At 68.9% G+C, this 19117-nt stretch carries 18 protein-coding genes; 9 read left to right on the top strand and 9 right to left on the bottom strand.

The genetic code is table 11. The features are described 5' to 3' along the window. Positions 1 to 123: 123 nt before the first annotated feature. Positions 124 to 1983, top strand: a complete 1860-nt coding sequence (locus tag AAF430_12235; protein MEM7410997.1) for an EAL domain-containing protein — start codon at positions 124 to 126, stop codon at positions 1981 to 1983. On the opposite strand, the gene AAF430_12230 is transcribed toward AAF430_12235, so the two are convergent. The 3 genes from AAF430_12230 to AAF430_12220 form a co-directional block, all read right to left on the bottom strand. Continuing rightward, the gene (locus AAF430_12230) at positions 1980 to 2993 is read right to left on the bottom strand and encodes an MBL fold metallo-hydrolase (GenBank protein ID MEM7410996.1); all 1014 of its coding nucleotides are present in this window, start codon (positions 2991 to 2993) and stop codon (positions 1980 to 1982) included. The genes AAF430_12235 and AAF430_12230 overlap by 4 nt on opposite strands. A 112-nt stretch (positions 2994 to 3105) precedes the next feature. Beyond that, entirely contained in the window at positions 3106 to 3702 is a 597-nt protein-coding gene (locus tag AAF430_12225; GenBank protein MEM7410995.1) for a TetR family transcriptional regulator, read from the bottom strand. Further along, positions 3699 to 5087, bottom strand: coding sequence for an MBL fold metallo-hydrolase (locus tag AAF430_12220; GenBank protein ID MEM7410994.1), 1389 nt, complete (start codon positions 5085 to 5087; stop codon positions 3699 to 3701). The genes AAF430_12225 and AAF430_12220 overlap by 4 nt, the downstream gene beginning before the upstream one ends. Before the next feature lie 148 nt (positions 5088 to 5235). Between AAF430_12220 and AAF430_12215 the strand changes: the two genes are divergently transcribed. From AAF430_12215 to AAF430_12195, 5 genes are all read left to right on the top strand, one after another. Then, complete coding sequence (locus AAF430_12215) at positions 5236 to 7806, top strand: ATP-binding protein (protein ID MEM7410993.1); 2571 nt, start codon at positions 5236 to 5238, stop codon at positions 7804 to 7806. A 232-nt stretch (positions 7807 to 8038) separates the two neighbouring features. Beyond that, positions 8039 to 8953, top strand: a complete 915-nt coding sequence (locus tag AAF430_12210) for a DUF547 domain-containing protein (GenBank protein ID MEM7410992.1) — start codon at positions 8039 to 8041, stop codon at positions 8951 to 8953. 78 nt (positions 8954 to 9031) lie between these two features. Beyond that, a complete protein-coding gene (locus AAF430_12205; GenBank protein MEM7410991.1) occupies positions 9032 to 10084 on the top strand; it encodes a dihydrodipicolinate reductase in 1053 nt (350 codons plus the stop codon). Continuing rightward, positions 10081 to 10752 (top strand): nitroreductase family protein, encoded by a 672-nt coding sequence (locus tag AAF430_12200; protein ID MEM7410990.1) that lies wholly within the window; start codon positions 10081 to 10083, stop codon positions 10750 to 10752. Before AAF430_12205 ends, AAF430_12200 begins: the two co-directional genes overlap by 4 nt. Positions 10753 to 10804: 52 nt before the next feature. Next, the gene (locus AAF430_12195) at positions 10805 to 11908 is read left to right on the top strand and encodes an SGNH/GDSL hydrolase family protein (protein ID MEM7410989.1); all 1104 of its coding nucleotides are present in this window, start codon (positions 10805 to 10807) and stop codon (positions 11906 to 11908) included. A gap of 185 nt (positions 11909 to 12093) precedes the next feature. Here AAF430_12195 and AAF430_12190 read toward each other — a convergent pair whose 3' ends face one another. From AAF430_12190 to AAF430_12170, 5 genes are all read right to left on the bottom strand, one after another. Continuing rightward, the gene (locus AAF430_12190; GenBank protein MEM7410988.1) at positions 12094 to 13230 is read right to left on the bottom strand and encodes an OmpA family protein; all 1137 of its coding nucleotides are present in this window, start codon (positions 13228 to 13230) and stop codon (positions 12094 to 12096) included. A 66-nt stretch (positions 13231 to 13296) separates the two neighbouring features. After that, positions 13297 to 13866: a hypothetical protein gene (locus AAF430_12185; protein MEM7410987.1), complete on the bottom strand. Its 570-nt coding sequence runs from the start codon at positions 13864 to 13866 to the stop codon at positions 13297 to 13299. A 133-nt stretch (positions 13867 to 13999) separates the two neighbouring features. After that, positions 14000 to 14836: a hypothetical protein gene (locus AAF430_12180; GenBank protein ID MEM7410986.1), complete on the bottom strand. Its 837-nt coding sequence runs from the start codon at positions 14834 to 14836 to the stop codon at positions 14000 to 14002. Further along, entirely contained in the window at positions 14829 to 15080 is a 252-nt protein-coding gene (locus AAF430_12175) for a hypothetical protein (protein MEM7410985.1), read from the bottom strand. Before AAF430_12175 ends, AAF430_12180 begins: the two co-directional genes overlap by 8 nt. Beyond that, complete coding sequence (locus tag AAF430_12170; protein MEM7410984.1) at positions 15073 to 15657, bottom strand: sigma-70 family RNA polymerase sigma factor; 585 nt, start codon at positions 15655 to 15657, stop codon at positions 15073 to 15075. The genes AAF430_12175 and AAF430_12170 overlap by 8 nt, the downstream gene beginning before the upstream one ends. Positions 15658 to 15887: 230 nt before the next feature. Between AAF430_12170 and AAF430_12165 the strand changes: the two genes are divergently transcribed. Beyond that, a complete protein-coding gene (locus AAF430_12165; protein ID MEM7410983.1) occupies positions 15888 to 16742 on the top strand; it encodes a mechanosensitive ion channel domain-containing protein in 855 nt (284 codons plus the stop codon). Between the two features lie 97 nt (positions 16743 to 16839). Continuing rightward, positions 16840 to 17163 (top strand): YegP family protein, encoded by a 324-nt coding sequence (locus tag AAF430_12160; protein ID MEM7410982.1) that lies wholly within the window; start codon positions 16840 to 16842, stop codon positions 17161 to 17163. A gap of 150 nt (positions 17164 to 17313) precedes the next feature. Here the strand turns inward: AAF430_12160 and AAF430_12155 are convergent, their stop codons facing one another. After that, positions 17314 to 17916, bottom strand: a complete 603-nt coding sequence (locus AAF430_12155) for a hypothetical protein (GenBank protein MEM7410981.1) — start codon at positions 17914 to 17916, stop codon at positions 17314 to 17316. A gap of 192 nt (positions 17917 to 18108) precedes the next feature. Here AAF430_12155 and AAF430_12150 point away from each other — a divergent pair, with 192 nt between their 5' ends. Next, positions 18109 to 19110 (top strand): glycoside hydrolase family 3 N-terminal domain-containing protein, encoded by a 1002-nt coding sequence (locus AAF430_12150; protein MEM7410980.1) that lies wholly within the window; start codon positions 18109 to 18111, stop codon positions 19108 to 19110. The last annotated feature ends 7 nt before the right edge of the window (positions 19111 to 19117 follow it).

Here is a 19117-nt window from a genome sequence, read left to right as displayed (position 1 = left end):
CCCGAGCGGACCCGAGCCGCGAGAAACCTGCGGCAGACCGTTCAACTCCCTGGAGTTTCTGGGCGAATCCGCCGATTCGGAGATGGCGCGCGGGCGCGAGCGCTTTGAGGGACCGGATCGGGAATGACCGAGTCTGCCGACTCGACACAAGACCACTCCATCTCGCTCTTGCTGGTGGAGGAAGACGACCTTTCGGCGAAGCGCCTGTTCGAGGTGCTGTCGCGGCCGGAGGGTACGCGCTTCTCGATCACGCGCGTGACCGACGTCGAGGAGGCACTCGGGAAGCTCCAGCACGAGAGCTACGACGTCCTGTTGCTCGATCTCTCGATCGACGAAGCGGGTGGCCTCGGCTCGCTGATGCGCGCGCGCGTGGCGGCGCGCCACATCCCGATCGTGGTGCTCACCTACGAGCGGGACGAGGCCGTCGCACTCAAGGCGGCGCGTGCCGGCGCCCAGGACTACCTGACCAAGGGTGAGGTCACGCCGGCCCTGATCTCCCGCACGCTGCTCCACGCGGTCGAACGCCACCGCATGCTGCGCGATCTCACCGAGGCCCAGCAACGTCAGCACTTCCTGGCCACCCACGACAGTCTGACCGAGCTTCCGAACCGCTACTCGTTCCTCGCCCAGCTCGGCACCGCGATCGCCGATGCGAAGCGCAACGGGAGCCAGCTGGCGGTGCTCTTCTTCGATCTCGACGGCTTCAAGGCCGTGAACGACAACCTCGGGCACCCGGTCGGCGACGAGCTGCTCGTCGACGTGGCGCGACGCCTGCGCAAGATGATCCGCAAGAGCGACATGGTGGCGCGTATCGGCGGAGACGAATTCCTCGCCGCGATCCGCAACGTCCCGAACGTGAAGGCCGCCGAGCGCGTCGCGAATCACATTCGCGAGCAGATCGAGAAGCCCTACCACCTGGCCGGCGCCGAATGCTGGGTGAGCGCGAGCGTCGGCATCGCGATGTTCCCCGAGAACGGCGCGGACGTCGACGAAGTGATCCGCCACGCGGATACAGCGCTCTACCACGCGAAGGAATCGGGGAAGAACCGCGTCAGTGTGTTCAGCCACGAGATGAACGAAGCAGCGACCGAGCGCTTCGAGCTCGTGAACGGCCTGCGCGAGGCGATCCACGGCGGACAGCTGCTCCTGATGTTCCAGCCCCAGGTCAACGTCGTCACCGAAGAGATCATCGGCGTGGAGACGCTGGTCCGCTGGAAGCACCCCACGCGCGGCATCGTGTCGCCGGCCGAGTTCATCGGCGTCGCCGAGGAAGCCGGCATGATGGTGCCGCTCGGGGAGTGGGTCCTGCGAACGGCCTGCATCGCCGCCGCGAGCTGGGAACGCATCCCCGACGCCCGCGTCGCCGTGAACATCTCGGGGCGACAGCTCGACCACGAGGAATTCCCCAACCGCGTGCGGGCCATTCTCGAGGAGACCGGACTCGAGCCGCACCGCCTCGAGCTCGAGCTCACCGAGTCCCTTGCCGCCAGCGACTCCGCCTTGCAAGGCCTTCAGCGCTTGCGCGAGATGGGGATCCGCACGGCGATCGACGACTTCGGAACCGGCTACTCCTCGCTCACGCTCCTCAAGCGGCTGCCCGTCGACACCCTCAAGATCGATCAATCCTTCGTGCGCGGCGCGGCGGTCACCGACCCGGACGCCGTGATCCTCGAGGCGATCATCCGCATCGCCCACGGCCTGGGCCTCGAGGTGCTCGCCGAGGGAGTCGAGACGATCGAGGAAATGGACTCTCTGCACCAACGGGGTTGCGCCATGATGCAGGGCTATCTGTTCTCGAAGCCGATCCCGCGCGGAGAACTCGAAGACACGGTCGCCGGCACCGAGGCCGCCTGGCGGCTTCCCATCGAGCGGCCCGAGACCTGGTCGCCGCCCGATGCGATGCCGCCCCCCTCGAGTCCGCCGGCGGCGTCGCCCGACAGCGCCAGCGCCGAAGCGACCGAAGACGACGAGGACGACGCCTAGAACAGCACGACCGGGTCGTAGCGCGGCAAGGTGAAGAACGCGCGCTCGGGCGTCGCCGCCCGCTTTGCCTCGAGGAAATCGCGTAAGAGGTCGTCGCCGCCGGCGGCGACCAGCGTGAGCACACGCACCGAGCCCTGGAAGGGCCCCTCGATCGGGTTCGTCAAACCGTCCCAGTGGATCGGGACGACCCGGGTCGCCCCGATACGGTCCACGGTTTCGTGCCAGTAGGCTTCGCGGTACTCGTCGGTCTGGGACCCGAGTGCACCGATCCCCAGAAACACCACGTCGGCGTCGTACCCCTCGAGGCCGCCCTTCACGTACCCAGCGCTACCCACGATCGCGAACGATCCCTTCGGATGGGCGACGTGGAGCACATAGGCCTTGCCGACCTTGTAGGCAAAGGCGCCGGCCGGGGGCACGAGCGGCTCGGCGATGGTCGGATCGGCCAGCGCCGACTCGGCGAAGGCCGGATCCGGGAACGCGAAGTGCTTCGACTCGATCGGCGTCACGACGAACCGACCGATCCGCACGGGCACGCGGTCTTCGACGACGCGGATCTGGGATTCGTCGAGCCCCCACCCACGCCCGATGTTCGCCGTCGACTCCGAGCCGAGCAGCAGGGCGCCCGTCCGCTCCGCCACCTCGGGAGCGTCCATGGCGTGGTCGTAGTGCGAATGCAGCGGGAAGACCGCCGCCAGCTCGGTCACCTCGTTTCGCGCGAGCCCGCGATCGATCGCCGCGAGGTCGGGCTCGATCTCGCCGAAACCAAGAGCCAAGGGGCCCGGACGGGTGAACCAGCCATCGGTCATCCAGGTCGTCTCGCCGTCGGAGAACACCAGGGTGGCGCACCCCGTGTAGCGGACCGTGAGGGCCCCTTCCGGGATGTCGCGATCGCCTGCGACCTCCCAGGCCGGATCGACCGCCAGCGGCGCGTAGGTGCCGAAGGCGATCCAGCCTCCCACGAGGAGTGCCAGCGCCAGAACGAGCGCGATTCCGCCGACGATGCGCATGAGCCCTCCCCTCGAACCCGGCCGCGCCGCGGAACCGTGTCTCCGAGATCCTCGGCGCGCGACACGGGCGAAGGTCGCAAACGGCGCCGCGCGGTCAACGGGGGCGTGGCGTCTATCCGTCGAACAGGCCGGCGAGCACGTGGCGCAGATGCTGGACCAGCCGCGCCCGTCCGCGCCGATCCCGGCGATGCTCCTCTTGCCGCGCCCGATCCGCCAGCGCGTGGAAGACCAGCAGCACGGCCAGCCGATCCCGTTCCGGGTCGGACCGTGTCGTCCCCAACGCGCGCGACAGGTATCCCACGAGCTCGCGTGTCGCTGGGCGAAGCCCCTCCTGGCCGAGACGCTCGGCCTGGATCAATAGGTAGGCGCGACCCGTGGCCGACTCGAGCTTTGCCGCGAGGGGTTCGAGGAGGACGTCGAGAAGTGCGTCGAGATCCTGCTCGCGTCCTCCGCGGAGACAGCGATCGAGGCGGGCGCGCCGCTCTGCATCGATCTCGGCCTGGTGCCGGTCGACCAGGTCGGCGATCAGGCCTTCCTTGCTTCCGAAGTGGTACTGGACCGCCGCGACGTTCCGCTGCCCGGCCTCCCGGGCGATCTCCCGCAGCGTCACCGCTGCCAGCCCGCGCCGGGTGAAGAGCGACTCGGCGGCCCGGCGGATCTTCTCGCGCGTCGCCTCGCCGTCGCGCCGCTCGACGACCGCGGTACTCATGCGGCGTCGCCGAGCGCTTCGTCCGTGAGGCGGATCCGGTAGTGCAGCCAGTCGATCTCGTAGCTGTTGCCCAGCTCCTGGGCATCGTCGAGGAGGCGCTCGAGCGCCGCTCGCCGTACCTGCTGGCCCCGCTGGTGTCGGGGTTCGGCCTCGACCACGATGTCGAGCAGGTGCAGCGCGTGCACGGGACGTCCCGCGTCCAGGTGCAGCTGGGCGCGTTCGACCAGGGTGTCACTACCCGCAGCCGCTGCGATGTCCCCGTAGAGCGCGCGGGCCGGGACGGGATACAGCTCGGTGGTCGTGTCGAAGTGGAACCAGGTCGCGTAGTACTCCCAGATGCTCTTCACCGCCCAGCTCACCCGGCCGTGGGCCTGGGTCAGTTCGAGATGGGGCGGCAGCGTGATCTCCTCCATCAGCTCGTAGACCGTCTTGCCACCGTTCATCCCGGCGACGACCGCGTCGTGCACGTGGCGGACGGCGTCGCGCATGCGCCGGAGGTCCGACAGGATCTCCTCGCGACCGGTGACGGGATCCTTGTGGCTCGGCACGATCATCTCGGGCTCCAGCGCGATGATGAGGTCGAGCGAGCGGATGTATTCGATCGGCTTGCGCACCTTCTCGCCCCGCATCGTGAACACATTCGGGAACTGCGGGAAGATGGGCCCGAAGAAGTCGCCGCTGAACAGGATCTTCTGGTCGGGGAGCCACAGGCAGATGTTGTCGGCTCCCTCGGCTCCGGGCGTCGAGAGCACTTCGAAGCGGACGCCGCCCTGCTCGAAGACGAGCGGGTTCAGGTCGTCGACGAGGATCGTCGGCTCGTCGCCACCGTAGACGAAGGGGCCCGACTTCGGCGCGGACTCGGGCATCCAGGGGAACAGGGTCCGGTTGCGGAAGAAGAGGTAGTCCTCGAGCTCCTTCAGGTAGCGCTGCTCTTCGGAGAACTCGCGATGCGCGACGAGCTCGACGCCGTCGCGGACCCAGAACTTCGCGCCGCCCGCATGATCCTGGTGCGAGTGGCTGACGACGACGTGGGTCACGTCCCCTTCTGGCACGGCCTCTTCGAGCAGGCGCTTCTGCTTCGCGGCCTGGGTCGCGAGCCCGGTGTCGTAGACGACATGCCCTTCATCGGTCGCGATGAGATGCACGTTGCCGACGCCGCGTGCCTGATAGACCCCCGAGGCGAGTTCACGCACCTCGACCGGGATGTTGATGAAATCCGCCGCACGGGAGCTGCCCGCCTGGCGACGCACGAAGCCCGTCGCGACTTCACCGGCCATCTCGGCCGCGCGCAGGTTCGCCTCGTGCCGGGCATCGTCGGAGAACCAGAAAACCCCTCCCACGACGAGGACCAGGAGCGCGAAGCCGATTCCCAGGGTCTTCCACATGGTGTCGTCCCTCCTCCGGCGAGCGTGCCGGTTCGGGTCCTCGATAGACCATTCCATGAACTAATACAAGTGTTTTATTTCGAAACGAAGGCGTCGTCGGAGGACTTTCTGTGCCGTGGCTCGCGACACAGCGGTAGGATGGGGTGCGATGGAATGGCACTCGCTGCTGCTGCTGGCCTTCTCTCTCGCGGCGCTCGGCCTCTGGATCGGTGGTCGCCGCGCGCTCACCAGCATCGCGCCCAGCGGGTACTGGCCGATGGGTTGGGCCTGCCTCCTGCTGACAGGCCTGCTGCTCGCGTTCCGCTCGCGTTTCCCCGAGGTCCCGTTCGGCCTGCTCGCCTTCGTTCCGAGCGCCGCCTTCGTCCCGTTGATGGTCGCGGGCGCGCTTCAGTTCTCCCACCGCCCCGTCCCGCGAGCCCTGCTCTGGGCGCCGGTCGGCATCGCGGCGGTGCGGATCGCGGCCTCGCTGGCCGGCGCGTCCACGGTCGTCGCCCTGGTCCCCCTGCTGGTCGAGCCGCCGCTGCTGCTGGTCGCCGCGAGCCTGGTGCAGCGCGAGACGCGGGAGGCCAGCTGGGTCCAGCGGGCCATCGCCCCTGGCTTCCTCGCCCTCGCCGCCCTCGAAACCGCCGACGCGATCACCAATCTGCGGCTCGGGACGCGCGAAGTTCCCTGGTTCGCCTGGATCGGCGTCGCGATCCCGCTCGTCGCCCTTCAGCTGATCTCGCAGATCGAGCGCCTGCGGGAACTCGCGGCCCAGTCCCTGGCGGAGGTGCAACAGAGCGAGGATCACCTGCGGACCGTGCTGTCGTCTCTGGGCAGCACGCGCGTCGTGGCCTTCGACCGCGAGGGCCACGTCTTGGAGGTGTACGGCGACCCGGTGGGCCCGAACAACCGCGCCAACCCGTACGGAATTCGGCGCACGGAAGCCCATGGCAAGGGCCCCTTCGACTTCCTTCCCGAGGCGCGCGCACGGGAAGCCGTCGAGGTGATTCGCGACGTCTACGACCGGGGCGTCGAGCGCCAGTTGGAGGTCGAGCTCACCACCCCGCTCCGGAGCTTCTCCCTGGCCGTCAACTTCGCGCCCGTCTGCCACGCCGGCGGCTCCACCGACTTCGTGTTGGGCGTGATCCACGATACGACCGAGCGGGTCGCAGAGAGCGCCGAACTCGAACGCAGCAAGAACCGGCTGCAGGCGATCGTGTCCGCGCTCTCCCAGAACCGCGTCGTGCTCCTCGACCGGCATGGCCGCATGGAGTCGATCGTCGGCCTGATCGAGGACCGCGTCACGGTCCACGGCGTCGACAAGAGTGACGTCGAGGGATCGCTGCTCACGCGTTTCGTCCCGGGCGCGGCCGGCGCCGAGATCCTCGAGAAGATCGCCCGGGTGTTCGAGTCCGGGATCGAAGAGAGCCTCTTCCAGCGCGTCGAACTGCCCGGAGGCGAGTTCTACTTCGAGGCGGAGATGCGGGCACTGCGCGGCCCGCACGGCCAGCCCGAGTGGGTCCTCGCCGTGTGTACGGACGTGACCGAACGGGTGCGCGCCGAGGAGCGACGCCGGGAGCTCGAGAGCCGGGTGCGCCAGTCCCAGAAACTCGAGAGCCTGGGCGTGCTCGCCGGAGGCATCGCCCACGACTTCAACAACCTCTTGAGTGGCATCCTCGGCAACGCCGACCTCGCGCTCTCGGACGTCGACCCCGAGAGCCCCGTCGCGACCGCCCTCATCGACATCCGCCGCTCGAGCGTCCGCGCGGCGGAGCTCACCACCCAGCTTCTCGCCTATGCCGGTCGCACCAGCGTGGCGCCGGCACCCCTCGAAGTGGGGGCCCTGGTGTCGGAGATGAGCGCGCTCCTGCGGACCAGCGTCGGGCGCGGGCGACTCGCGCTCGAGCCCGCAGAGAAGCCGCTGTGGATCCACGCCGATGCCACCCAGATTCGCCAGCTGGTGATGAACCTCATCACCAACGCGTCCGAATCGCTCCCCGACCTCGGCGGGCGGGTCCAGGTCCGCATCGGTCACGAGTGGGTGGATCGCGACCGCCTGCTCTCCGGCGGCATCGCCGAAGAGCCGACGGAAGGCGACTACGTCTTCATCGAGGTGCGCGACGACGGCTGCGGCATGGATGAAGCCACCCAGCAGCGCATCTTCGACCCGTTCTTCAGCACCAAGATCGAGGGCCGCGGGCTCGGCCTGGCCGCGGTGCTGGGCATCGTGCGGTCCCACCACGGGTTGCTCGAGGTGCGGAGCGCGCCCGGCGAGGGCACCACCTTCCGCGCCCTCTTCTTGCGGGAACAGCGGATCCCGGCGACCACCACCGAGTCGGGCGCTGCGACCCGCCTGCCGATGGGCGAGGGCCGCGTGCTCGTGGTCGACGATGACGAGGCGGTCCGCCGCGTCGCATCGCGGGTGCTGCGGAAGCTGGGCTACGAGGCACATGCGGCGGCCGGCGGTCCCGAGGCCGTCGAGGTACTGCGGATGGCGAGCCCGCCGTTCGCCTGCGCCGTCGTCGACCTTTCGATGCCCGAGTGGGACGGAGAGCGGGTGGGTCAGGAGCTGCGCGCGATCCACCCCGACCTGCCCCTCATCTTCATGAGCGGTCACAGCGAGCGCGACGCCATTCGACGCACGGCGGCGCTCGACCGATCCTGCTTCGTCTCGAAGCCGTTCCGGATGAGCGAGCTCTCCGACGCGATCCGCGCCGTCCTGGGCGACGTCGACTAGCAGGTTGCCGAAGAGCCCTGGACCGAGCCACGCGAGCGAGTTCCGGTTGCCTTCGAGGCGCCGAAACGAAGCCGTAGTGCCGCTACCGCGAGTTTCGGGAACGAAGAAGGCGGCCGGGAGACGCCGCGTGGCGACGGGCATGGGTTCTTCAGCATCCTGCCAACCGGCCGTGCGCCGAAACCCGGCGCGGGGGCCGGCATCCGAGAGGCGCCCCTCGAAGCGGAGAAGCGTCGTGCCTCGAGATCGATCTCACTCGCCCGGGGCGCGCCCGGCCGGGTTCGCCCTGCCCGCCCTGTGTCTCGTGATGGCCCTGTCGGGTTGCGTCACGGTGCACGCACCGCCGCTCGCGGCAGGCCCAGGGGAAGCCACCGCTCTGTTCCAGCACGACGGTTTCGACGCCTTCCTTTCGCGTCACGTCGATGATCGGGGTCGCCTCGACTACGCGGCCGCTGCCGGCGATCGGAGCGACCTGGACCGCTACCTGGTTGCACTGGCAACGGCGAGCCCGGACGCGACGCCCGACCACTTCCCGTCGGACGCGGATCGACTCGCCTACTGGCTGAACGCCTATAACGCCTGGGCGATCGCCCTCGTCCTCGAGCACTACCCGATCGCGAGCGTCCGCGAGGTTCCCTCTCCGGCCCCAGCCCGTTGGGTCGTGCCCGATCTGGCGGGCTTCTTCTTCTTCCAGCACGTCACGCTCGGAGGCGAGACCCTTTCGCTCTACGAACTCGAGAACGGCGTGGTGCGCGAGCGGTTCCCCGATCCGCGGATCCACTTCGCCCTGAACTGCGCCTCGCGAAGCTGCCCGCGGCTTCCGGCCGAGGCGTTCCGGCCGACCACGCTCGAGGCACAGCTCGCCCGGGAAACGCGGCGCTTCCTCGGTGAGGCGCGCAACTTCGAAGTCCGCCCGGGAGACCGGGAGATCCACCTCTCGTCGATCTTCGACTGGTACACGGACGACTTCACGGATTGGGTGACGCAACAGGATCCGGCCCGCGAGGCCTCCCTCGAGAGCTACGTCCGGCTCGCCCACCCCGATGGCGACCGCGTCCTCGCGGGCTGCGAAGACTGCCGCCTGGTCTTCGTTCCCTACGACTGGGGTCTGAACGATCGCGCGCCGGCCCAGCCCGTCGCGTCGCCCTGACCAACCGGTTCCCTCCACGCTTTCGGCTAGATTGACCCGGCCCCCAACTCGGGGAGCGCGTCCGTCGAGGAGAAGCGTATGGCGTATCGGGTCGTCCAGTGGAACACGGGCAACGTCGGAACCCAGACCCTGAAGGCGATCCTGCAGCACCCCGACCTCGAGCTGGCGGGTTGCTTCGCCTGGAGCGAGGCGAAGGCTGGCGTCGACGCGGGCGAACTGGTCGGCGAGGCGCCCGTCGGCGTCGTCGCTACCCGCGACGTCGACGCACTGCTCGAGCTCGGGGCCGATTGCGTCTGCTACACGCCGCTGTGGCCCGACCTGGACACACTTTGCCGCATCCTCGCCTCGGGCACGAACGTCACGACGACCGCGGCTTTCCTCACCGGACACGGATCCTTCGGAGAGGCCGGTCGCGCGCGGCTGCGCCAAGCCTGCGAGCAGGGACAGACCTCGATCATGGGCACCGGCATGCATCCGGGGTTCAGCAACCTGATGGCGCTCGCCACCGCCGGGGCGTGCAACCGGATCGACAAGATCACGATCACCGAGTCCCAGGACGCGTCGGGATACGCCTCGGCAGAGACCCAGCGCAGCGTCGGCTTCGACGACCCGATCGATTCGCCCCATCTCACGGCGAAAGTGCGCGAGGGCTCGCTCGTCTTCTCGGACGGTCTCTACGTCATGGCCGAGGCGCTCGGCATCACCCTCGACGCCGTGGACTTCGAGGCCCGCTTCGCCCCCGCCACCGCCGACAGCGACCTCGGCTTCATGGTGATCCGCAAGGGACACGTCGCGGGGGTCGAGGGGCGCTGGCTCGGAAAGCTCGGCGGCCGCACGGTCTTCGATGTCGGTTTCCGCTGGAAGATGGGAGCCCACGTCGAGGAGCCCTGGCCGATCGAGCACGCCTATCTGCTCGAGGTGCAGGGCAGCCCGACGCTCAAGCTGCGCATGGAGATTCGTCCGCCGCGTGACTTCGTCGCGCGCAGCCCGGACGACTGGATGTCCCTCGGCATGATCATCACGGGTCTGCCGGCGGTCCATGCCATCCCGGCCGTCTGCGAAGCACCGGCGGGGCTGCGCAGCTACGCCGATCTGCCCCTGGTCACCGCCAAGGGATGCGTCGCCGGATGAGCGCGGAGATCCTCGACCTGGGCCTCGACGAGCTGCTCACCACGACGCGCACGGTGCGTAAGCGCCTCGACTTCGATCGCCCCGTGCCCCGCGCGATCATCGAGACCTGTCTCGAGATCGCCACCCAGGCACCAAACGGCGGCAACCTCAACAGCTGGCGCTGGATCGCGCTCGACGACCGCGCGCTCATCACCCGCATCGCCGAGATCTACAACGCGGGCCTCGACGACTACATCGCCACGTTCGGCGACGCGGGCTATCCGGGTGCTCACGTCCCGGGCGCCGACCGCATCGAGAGCTCCACCCAGTACCTCCGCGACCACTTCCACCGGTCGCCCGTCGTGGTGATCCCGCTCCTGGCAGGGCGCACGGATGGTGACGGTCCGGGAAGCCACGCCTTCTACCAGGCCAGTCAGTGGGGCTCGATCCTCCAAGCCGTGTGGAGCTTCATGCTGGCCCTGCGCGCCCGCGGCCTCGGGAGTGCCTGGACCACCGGCCATCTGTGGCGCGAAGCCGAGCTCGCGGAGCTGCTCGGCGTGCCGTCGCAGGTCTACATGCAGGTGGGACTCTTCCCGGTCGCCTACACCCTGGGGACCGGGTTCCGCCCCGGCCCCCGCAAGCCCGTCGGCGAGATCCTGGGCTGGAACGCCTTCGACACCGCAAGCTGACGAGCGCCTCTCGCCAGTCGACAGTCCGAGACGCCTTCGCTTCCATGCGGCCATGAAATGGGTGCTGCTGCTGGTCTTCACGCTGCTCGGCGTCGTGCTCGCCGAGGGCGTCGCGAGCGTTCTGGTCGACGAGGTCTACCTCCAGCGACGCTCGCGGATGGGGGGCATCCTGGTTCCCTACGCGCCGAACACGGCGGCCGACCTGCTGGCCGACGAGTTTCGCGTGGGCTTCTCGATCAATCGCTTCGGCCACCGCGATCGCGCGGACCGCAGTGAGACGCCGACGCCGGACACCACGCGGGTGGTGGTGCTGGGCGACTCCTTCTCGGCGGGCTGGGGCGTCGAGTTCGAGGACACCTACGCCTATCGGGTGGAAGAAGCCACCGGCGTCGAGATGATCAACGCGGCGAAGAACGGCGGGTGTCCGCTGTGGTTCGTGCCCCAGGCCCGCTATACGCGTGAGCACTTCTCCCCCGATTGGTTCGTCGTTCAGCTCTTCGACAACGACCCCGAAGACAACGTCATCCACATGAACCGTTTCGACCTCGAGGTGGGGGACGTCTACACCACGCTTCCCGAACGCCTGGAGCCTCCGACCGGCGTTCGCAGCCTCATCCAACGCTTCGACGCGTCGGTCCTGCGGCGACGCTTCCGGCAGCTGAGCCGGCGGCTGCGCGGCAAGCGGCTCCACAGCACGCCCTACGTGAAGCCTGGTCGCAAGGCAGACCAACCGGTGCTGAGTCGCGAAGAGGCGATCGAGAAGCACGGCGTCCGCTTCGACGCCGAGCGTCCGCTCAGCACCAGCTGGGCGTTCCACGACCCGGAGCAAACGCCGCAGTGGGAGGAGCGCATCGCCTGGAACGCACAGCTCCTGGGGCAACTGCTCGAAGAAGCGCGCGCCGCCGGGATCCGGGTGGCCGTGCTCTACATCCCCGCCTACGACGTCTTCCTGCGGCCACCCGGACGCAACCCGCACGCCGAGAGTGCGCGCGAGGTCACCGAAGCCCACGGAGCCGTGTGGATCGACGCCCAGCAGGCGCTCGCAGGGACCCCACGCCCCTGGGAGCTCTACCACGCCTACGACGGGCACCTGAACGCGCCGGGACATGCCGCCATCGCCACGCTCCTCGGCGATCGCATGGCCGAGCACTGGTAGAGCTTCGGACGGACCGGCTGCGCGGAAGCGGGCACCCGATGTGCGAACGCCGGACCTCGGTCGAGATCCGGCGTTGCGCAGCGCCCTGACGGACGCGGAGACCCCCGCGAAGGTCATCCAGGGCCCGGTGTGTCCCCCCACTCGGGTGACCCGGACGACCTTCGCGAGGTTCTTCCGAGGGCGACTCAGCGCACGACGGTCAACTCGGTGCGGCGGTTGAGCCGCATGTTTTCCTTCGTGTCGTTCGGGGCGGCGGGCTGGGTCTCGCCCAGGCCGCGCCACTTCAGCTTGTCGCCGTCGATACCGCGCGACACGAGGAAGTCGCGCACCGCCTTCGCCCGCCGCTCGGACAGGTTCTGGTTGTAGGCGGCGGCACCCCGCGCGTCGGTGTGGCCATCGATGCTCATCGTGACACCCGGATTCGCCTTGAGGACGGGAACGACTTCCTTGTCCATGCGGATCTTCGAGGCCGGATCGATGACGTCGCTGTTCGTCGCGAAGTAGAGGCCCTGGATCCGCCAGCAACCGCGCGAATCGACCTTCGCGCCGCGCAGCGTGTTCGGGCAGCGATCGTCGGGATCGAGCACCCCGTCGCCATCGCGGTCACCGGGCATCTTCTTCGCCACCGGAGCGGCTCCACCCAGGAACACCGCGCGCTCGAAGCTCTCGACGCCCGCCGCGCTGGCCAACTGCGACTGGGCCACGTTCACGCCGCAGCCCGACACATCGGAGAGCTGCTTGAGGAACGCGGCACCGGCCGGATCGTTCCCGATCTGCACGGTGTGGATGCAGAGCTTCCCGTCGTAGCTGGCAACCGCCTCGCGGGCGGCGTCGAGCGGAACACTGTCGGGAATCTCGCGGCCACCGATGTCACTCGGACGACCGTCCGAAAGCAGCACGATCGCAGCGCGACCGCGCGAGTCGCCGAGTTCGCTGCGGGCTTCCGAGATCACGGTGTGGATCGGCGTGCCCTCGTTCAGGTAGGAGAGGCCGCCCGCGTATCCCTGGAGCGCCGAGCGATCGAAGCTCGAGAGCGGGTGGGTCTCGCGATTGACACCGCCGAAGCTGATTCCGCCCGACTCGTACTTGCCGTCGGGCATGCCGGCCACGAGCGTCTGGAACAGAGCGCGCTCCTGGGCGAACTGAGCGCCGCCGTCGATCGAACCCGAGGAGTCGATCAGGTACACGGCCTGGTCCACGATCACGCGCTCACCGGCGCGGGGCTTCAGACTCTGCACCTGCAAGGGCGCGACTTGGGGAACGCTGGCGCACGCCAGCGCGGTGCCACAAAGGGCGACCATCAAGGGAAAGGATCGACGCATGGAAAGGGATTCTCCTGGCTGAGGTTGGGATGGGGTCGGACGCGCCTGCTCGCGCACCCGGGAGCCTTAGCGCGTTGCGGCCGGCGCCTCACCTGCCGCTTCGAGCGCCGCCCCACCATCGGCCATGGCCGACTCGGCCGCATCCGCCGTGGCCGCCGTGGCCGCCGACGCGTCGGCGACCGCGTCCGCCGCCTCCTGGGTGGTTTCCGCAGCGGCGTCGCGCAAGGCGGCGGCCTTCTCCGCGGTGGCATCCTTGGCGTCGGTCATCGTTTCGGCCGTCGCATCCTTGGCATCGGCGACCGCGTCGACCGTGGCGTCTCGCGCGTCGGCGAGCTGCTGGGTGGCCGCGTCGGTGGTCTCGGCGACGTTCTCGACGGCGGTTTCGTAGCCCTCGGCCGCGGCGTCGCGCGCGTTGCGGGTGGTCTCGGCGGCCGATTCCGCCATGTCCTTGGCGCCTTCGGCGGCCGCATCCGCGGCGTCACCGACGCTCTCGCCCAGGGCAGCCGCCCCTTCGCGTGCCTCGGCAGCCATCTGCTCGGCCGCATCGCCGAGGCTGTCCATCGCGCTCTTGCTCGAATCCTCGGTGCCGCACGCGAGCGCGACGGCCAAGGCAAAACAGGTGATCCAGATTCGCATCGTGGGGGTCCTCCGCTGAGGCGCGTTCTGTCGCGCCGTCACGAAGCCAATGCGCGCCTCGGCGGATTCGTCACAGCACCCGGCAAGAATCCGGAAAGCGCAATGGATCCGAGGGCTTCCTGCCGCTCCCGGATCAGCCCCCGGCGGCGTCGCTGCGGATCATCTCGTCGACGAGGCGCTGATTCGAGATCGACCAGCTGCGCTCGCCGTCCCGGAACACGGTGCGCAGGGGCCCGACCTCCTCGACCACGCCCCGCTCACCCCCGATCTCGACCGCTGCATCGGTGGGCAGACTCTGGCGCAGGTAGTGGCCGGCCAGCAGCCCCCCCACCACGCCCCGCGCCCCCAGCGCGAAGGCCAGCGCCATGCCCGCGGTGATCGCGGCGACCACCACTGTGATGACCGTGACCAGGATCTGGGTGTCGACGCCGAGCTGCTCCAGGGTGACGACTCCCACCATCACCACGATGCTGGTCCGCGACACCGCGCCGAGACCGCGCGCGTAGGAGAGGTTCGCGGCGCTCCCCGCCGACTCGACCAGGTTGCCGACGAACCGCGCCAGGAACACCCCGGCCGCGAGCACTAGGGCCGCGGAGATGACGTTGGGGATGTACCCGAAGATTCGGCTGATCGCGCTCGTGACGGCCGTGAGCCCGAGGATCTGGGACGCCGCCATCAGGAAGGCGATCATCAAGAACCAGTAGACGACTCTGGCCAGGATCTCGGAGGGAGTGGCCGAGATCGAGGTGCGCTCGAGGGCGGCGCTGACGCCGAGCCGCTCGAGCACCCCGTCGAGCCCGGTGGCGACGATGCGCTGCAGGATCGCGCTGATCAGGCGCGCGATCATCCACCCCACGATCAGCACGGCCAGGGCGCCGATCAGCTTCGGCAGGAACCCGATCACCGCGGCCGCGCTGTCGGTGAACATCGTGCGCAGGAGCTCGCTGATCTCCTGGAACTGATCAGTCATGGGAACCTCGTTGGTCCTGGCTCTCGACGCCGAACAGTGCCGCGACGAGGTCCATCAGGGGTGCACAAAAGCGTAGGACGAACACGATCGTAGTCAGATCGATGAGATCGCGCGACGTGATCGACGCGCGGACCTTCTGCTTCGTCTTCTCGGCGAGGTTGCCCGGCGGGTCCGGTTGATCCGCGCGCAGGAGCTCGAGGAGCTCGCCAGCGACCTCTTCGTCGGGGCGGATGGGATCACTCATCGCCAGACTCCGGGCCGGACGCACCGGCCGATTCGCGTTCTTCGTACAGCTGCCGCAGGCGCTTCGCACCCCGGGAAACCCGCATCTTCGCCGCCGACTCCGAGATCCCGAGATTCTCGGCAATCTCGCGGTAGCCCCGCTCCTCCACGAAGCGCATCACGAGAGCGACCCGCATGCCCGGATCGAGCTCGTCGAGCAGCGACTCGACCACGCGACGCAGACCGATGTCGCGGGTGGGAGGGGGCTCGGGCGGCGGTTGCTCGCGCTCATAGCTGTCCCTGCGTCGCTGTTCGGCGGCCCGGCGACGCAGGATCATGCGGCAAGCGTTCAGCGTGACGCGCGACAGCCAGTGGGAGAAGGGGCGATCGAACTGGTAGCGGGGCAGGCTCCGAAACACGGCCAGGAACACGTCCTGGGAGGCCTCTTCCGCATCGGCGTGGGAACGCAGGATCGCGTAACACCGCGCGAAGACACGCGACGAATGGCGGCCGATCAGCTCGTCGAATGCCTTCGTGCCGTAGGGCAACTCGGCCTGGGCGCGTTCGACGAGCGCTCGGTCCGGGTCCGTGAGGGTCATTGCACCCCTTCGCGCTGTCGCGCGCGGAGATAGGTAGGTTCGATGGGCTTGGGATGCAAGCAGCCCTGCGGCTGCGTTCGCCGGAAACGTTGCGCCCATACGGGACCAATGCGTTCTCGCGACCCGGGGTCACTTTTCAGATCGCCGTCCGAGAACCGTGGAGTGACGAAACGCGACCCGGGCGCATTCCCTCCACGAAGACCGCGGCCTGGGCCGCGCTGGAGGACACCGTGAACGAAGATGTACTGGCAGGCTTCGACCTGTCGTCGACCCTCGAATCGCTCTCGAGCCTGCTCTCGACCTGGGGACTTCGCGTCGTGGGCGCGATCGCCTTCCTGGTGGTGGGACTGATCGTCGCACGCATCGTGAAACGCTGGACCCGGAAGGGGCTCGAGCGCACGCGTCTCGACGAGACCCTGGTCCCGTTCTTCGCCTCGCTCGCCTACTACGCCGTCCTCACCTTCGTGGGCATCGGCGTCCTCGGACTCTTCGGGATCCCGACCACTTCCTTCGTCGCCGTCCTCGGCGCCGCCGGCCTGGCCATCGGCCTGGCTCTCCAGGGCAGCCTCTCGAACCTGGCTTCGGGAGTCATGCTCCTGATCTTCCGTCCTTTCCGGCTGGGCGACTACGTCGAAGCCGGCGGCGTCGAGGGAACGGTGGAGGAGATCGGCCTCTTCGCGTCGTCCCTGGCCACGCTGGACAACACCCTGATCGTGCTGCCCAACTCGGCCGTCTGGGGCGCAACGATCAAGAACTTCACGGCGAAGGAAGCCCGTCGCAACGATCTCTCGTTCGGGATCTCCTACAGCGACGACATCGACGATGCGCGCGCAGCGATCCTGCGAGTGCTGCGCGCAGACCAGCGCGTGCTGGCCGATCCGGCGCCGCAGGTCTGGGTCACGGCGATGGGCGAGTCCTCGGTCGACCTGCTCGTCGCTCCCTGGTGCAAGCCGGAACACTATTGGGACCTGCGCTTCGATCTCTACCAGAAGGTCAAGGAAGGGCTGGAGGCCGGTGGCGCCACGATCCCCTTCCCCCAGCGCGACCTGCACGTGCTCGACATGCCGAAGCAGGCGGGCGCCTGATTCGAGATGGAACCCGGTCCGCATTCGGCGCGCCAGAGCGTCGACTTCGGCCCGGCAATCTGGAAGGCTCTCAACATCACAAAAGGGGGTGCCCGAGATGGCGGGACGTTTCGAGAGAAAGAAGACCAGCAACGGTCAGTACATGTTCAACCTGCGCGCCGGAAACGGAGAGATCGTCCTCACCAGCCAGCGCTACGCGTCGCGCAGCGGTGAGCTGAACGGGATCCGCTCGGTGAAGGCGAACGCCCGCGCCGACAAGAACTACGAGCGACGCCGCGCGAGGAACGGGAAGCACTGCTTCGTGCTGCTGGCGAAGAACCGGCGGGTCATCGCCCACAGCCAGCTCTACACGACGACCCGGTCGATGGAGAACGGCATCAAGGCGTGCAAGCGCGACGCGCCCGGCGCCAAGCTAGACTGAGGGGGTACCCGAAAGGGCCCACTGGGGAGTCGGATCCCTCTTGAAACCGGCTTCCGAGCGCAAGCAAAGACGCCCTGTCTGGAGATCCGGACAGGGCGTCTTGCGTTTCGCGAATCCGGGCCAGGGTCGTCGCAGGCAGGAGCCTCGAGCTCAGCGCGCCACCCCCTCCGAGGAGCCGTCCGGATCGTCGACGCACGCCGCGAGCACGTCGGCGTAGGCCTCGAGATCGACGGGGCCAGTCGTCCCCGGATCGATGCCGTCCGCGCGGAGTCGCAGCGCGAGGCAGCGGCAGGCGGGCTGGGCGACGCCACTCGCCGCGCAGCCGGCGACGAACTCGGACTCGGACGGGGAGAGAGGGACCTCGACGGCACCGAGGGCCTCGGGGAGCTCCTCGGGCACGTCGTCGAGCACGGAAAGACGGTAGCCGGCGCGTTCCAGAGGCTGGGCGTCGAAGACCAGAACGTCGCCGCTGCGCGTTTCGCAGCGGACGTCCCAGCGACCCGCTGCCAGCGCGAGGGACAGGCTGTCCCCGGGTTGGAGGTCGGACTCCAAGCGGTTCTCTCCCCACGCGTTCCCGGCCGGATCCGCCGGGCGCACCCGCACGTCGGTGAGGGTGAAGGAACTCTCGTTGGCGACGACGAACGGACCCGTCGGCGCAGGGCCGCCCGCGCAGGCGAGCGCGAACACCAGCCACGCGACACACCGGCTCCACCTTCCGCCGCTTGCGCGATGTTCTTCCCGACCGTGGTCCATCGGGTCTCCCTCGACCTCTGGCCCCGAAACCGCACCCTGAGTCTGGAGTCGCCCTCGGAACTTCGTCAAGGCCTGCCGCCGAGCTTCGCCCGCCGATCTGGACTACCCCTCCCTCGACCTGGAGATTCTGGCGAATCTCCGGAGACTACGGCGCACCTCTGGAGACTACGGGGTCGGGTGAGAGGTCGATCGATGCGAACGGGCGAGCACTTCATGTTGGGCTTTCGGGGGTTCGAGCTCCCCGACTGGCTGCTCGCGTTCGAGGCGCGCTTCGGACTCGGCGGCGTCCTGCTCTTCGACCGCGACATGACCCGCGATGGCGGCCCCCGCAACGTCGCCTCGAAGGATCAGGTCACCGCGCTCTGCGCAGCGGTGCACGCGCTGCCCTCGCGCCCCCTCGTCTGCGTCGACCAGGAGGGCGGACTCGTACGACGCTTGAAGCCCGACCACGGTTTCGTCGACCTGCCGAGCGCCAAGGCACTTTCCGCGCTCCCCGAGCTGGAAGCCCGAGCCGCGCTCGCTGCGAGTCTCGGCGAGATGCACGACGTCGGGATCGATCTGGACCTGGCCCCGGTGATCGACCTCGACCTCAACCCGGCCAACCCGAACATCGGAGCCGTCGAGCGTTCCTTCTCGCCCGACCCGCTCGAGGTCGTTCGCGGCGCGCGCCTGTGGTTCGAGGCCGCGCGGGCCGTCGGGCTGCAGCTCTGCCTGAAGCACTACCCGGGTCTCGGCTCCGCGCGCACCGACAGCCACGCCGAGCTCACCGACGTCACCGACTCGCTCGAATCCCGCGAGGTCGACCTCTTCGCTCAGCTGGCGTCGGAGGTGCCGGGCGACGCCGTGCTCGTGAGCCATGCCGTGCATCGGGGCTGGGACGCCGACTGGCCCGCGTCGGTGTCGCCCGCAATCCTTCGCCCGCTGCGCGAGGCGCGGCCCGACACGCTGCTCGTCAGCGACGACCTGCAGATGCGCGGCCTCCCCTGCCCGACCGCCGAAGCGGTGACCCGCGCTCTGCAGGCCGGGATCGACTTCGTCTGCATCGGGAACAACCTCGACTACGAGCCCGAGGTCTGCGTCGCGGCTGCGGAGGCCGCAGCCGCGCTCGTCGAACACGCCGACACGGCCGAGCGCCTCGCCGCGTCGCGGGAACGCATCGCCCAGCGCAAGCGCGCTGCCGCCGTCGGACGCTAGCCGCGTC

This window comes from Myxococcota bacterium, from assembly GCA_039030075.1.
GTDB lineage: Bacteria > Myxococcota_A > UBA9160 > UBA9160 > SMWR01 > JAHEJV01.
Note: the sequence above shows the minus strand (reverse complement) of the source record. Positions and strands in the feature narration are given on the sequence as shown.